General features: G+C 59.8%; 4 protein-coding genes. All 4 read left to right on the forward strand.

Going from position 1 to position 2,028, the window contains the following annotated elements; all coding sequences use genetic code 11:
- Positions 1 to 95 precede the first annotated feature (95 nt).
- The gene (gene rpsF / locus Q0176_RS08070) at positions 96 to 377 is read left to right on the forward strand and encodes a 30S ribosomal protein S6 (RefSeq protein WP_299301284.1); all 282 of its coding nucleotides are present in this window, start codon (positions 96 to 98) and stop codon (positions 375 to 377) included.
- Between the two features lie 13 nt (positions 378 to 390).
- Positions 391 to 903, forward strand: coding sequence for a single-stranded DNA-binding protein (ssb, locus tag Q0176_RS08075; protein ID WP_299301287.1), 513 nt, complete (start codon positions 391 to 393; stop codon positions 901 to 903).
- Between the two features lie 93 nt (positions 904 to 996).
- The gene (gene rpsR / locus Q0176_RS08080; protein WP_299301290.1) at positions 997 to 1,275 is read left to right on the forward strand and encodes a 30S ribosomal protein S18; all 279 of its coding nucleotides are present in this window, start codon (positions 997 to 999) and stop codon (positions 1,273 to 1,275) included.
- Between the two features lie 194 nt (positions 1,276 to 1,469).
- Positions 1,470 to 2,028, forward strand: a 559-nt coding sequence (locus Q0176_RS08085; RefSeq protein ID WP_299301293.1) for a DUF2232 domain-containing protein, incomplete at its 3' end; no start/stop codon positions are given.

A 2,028-nucleotide genomic window follows, 5' to 3' on the forward strand; every position in this document is an offset into this window, starting at 1 on the left:
CCCGATCATTTCGGAGTAGAATAAATAAGTTTTTACAGCCCTGCCTCTTTTGTAAGGAAAAGAGGCCACGAGACCACGGGGAGGAGGTGAAAGTCGTGCGGCATTACGAGATGCTGACCATCCTGAACGCCGAAATCGAGGAGCCGAAGGAGGAGGTCGAGAAGATCGAGGAAGTCGTGCGCAGTCTGGGAGGGGAGATGACCCAGACGGATGTATGGGGTAAGAAGAGACTTGCCTATCCCATTCAGAAGAAGACCGAGGGGTTCTATGCGCTCTTCACGTTCGACCTGGAGCCCGCGCAGACGTTCGAGCTCAAGCGCGTCCTGGGACTGCGCCCGAACGTCTATCGCCAGATGATCATCCTTTTGGACGAATAGGGAGTGCGGAGCGATGGCCAGAGGATTCAATAAGGTCGTCCTGATGGGCAATCTGGCTCGGGATCCCGAGGTCCGGTATACGGTCGAGAAGCGTGCCTGGGCCCGATTTACCGTCGCCGTCGGCTACACGTGGAAGAACAAGAACGGGGAGTATCAGGACGCCACGGACTTCATTCCCGTGGTTGCCTGGGGTCCCTTGGCGGATCGGTGTGGACGCTACCTGAAGAAGGGGAGCGGCGTCCTGGTGGAGGGCAAGCTGCGGGTCCGCAGCTACGAGGCCCGCGACGGGTCCGGTAAAAAATATTCCACGGAGGTGGAGGCCCTCGACGTCACCTTCGTCGGGAGCCGGAGAAGCTCCGAGGATGGGGCCTTCGCCCCTCAGGACCGGCGGCCCGAGTCCGGTTTTTCCGACGACGGAGATTTCGGCAAAAGCATAAGCGAGAAGGGGTTCGGCGACGAATTTCCTATGGACTTTGCCGAGATGGAAAGGGACGACAAGGATTCCGAGGCCGATATCCCCTTTTAGAGGGTGTGTTTGGCCCTTTTGTGAGGAAGATTTGGGTGCGTCGGTCCGGCGGGGGAGGTCCCGTGGGCCCGGCACTTCAGAGGAGGTTTCAGGATGAACGGAGAAAATAAACCGGCCCCCGGCGCCGACAGGCCCCGCGGTGGGATGCGCAGGGGCGGCCCCCGGCGGCGTCCGAAGTTCTGCTTCTACTGCGTGGAGAAGCAGGAGAAGGTTGACTACAAGGACGTTGAGAAGCTGCGCAAGTACATCAGCGAGCGGGGCAAGATCATTCCCCGCCGCGTTACCGGCAACTGCGCCAAGCATCAGCGCCTTTTGACGGAGGCCATCAAAAGGGCACGTTATATGGCTTTGCTGCCCTATTCTCTGGACTGATCGTTTTTCGGAGGGTTCCCTTCGGACGGGGCGGGCTGTTCCCGGACGCCGTCAGGGAACAGCTTGACTCAGGCTCCGCGGAAGGACAGTCTCAAACGCCAAGGGAGAAGCCGTTCAGGGCCTCTCCCTTTTTTCTCGGATTCGGAGGAATTATGGCAGAACCCGGAAAGTTTTGGGGAGTATCCCTGGCGCGGATGGTTTCGTTCGTCGTCCTTACGCTGGCGCTCTTCTCGGTCGGCTTTTTCGTCCCCGTCCTGGGGTTTGGGGGCTTTCTGATGGTCCCTTTGCCTCTGGCCCTCCTGGGGATGAGAGATGGGGGCCGCTGGCAGGCGGCGGGGGTTGCGTTTGCGGGGGGAGGGCTCGCTCTGCTTTTGGACCCCCTTTCGGCACTGTACTACCTGATAGCTCAGGCGCCGCTTTCCTATGCCCTGTCCTTCGTTTCGAGGGGGCGGAACAAGGGGGCCGAGGCCCTGCTTCTCTGTTCGGGGGTATCGGTCGCCTCGAAACTGCTTTTGCTTGGCGTCTTCCTGGCGCTGACCGGGCACAACCCCCTGATGCCGGACCCCGAGCAGATACGCCTTCTGCTGACGCGCCTGTATGCCGAGCTCTCCCCGGATGGGGAGCAGGCCTGGGTGTTTCGGGAGGCGGTGGATGGGATGGCGGCGCTTTTCCCCTACATGCAATGCGTACGTTTCTTGACAGACTACCTCAATGGTGACACCTATTATAAGATAAAATACGACGAACACAACT

Origin of the sequence: uncultured Fretibacterium sp., from assembly GCF_938040765.1 — a bacterium.
Taxonomy (GTDB): Bacteria; Synergistota; Synergistia; order Synergistales; family Aminobacteriaceae; genus CAJPSE01.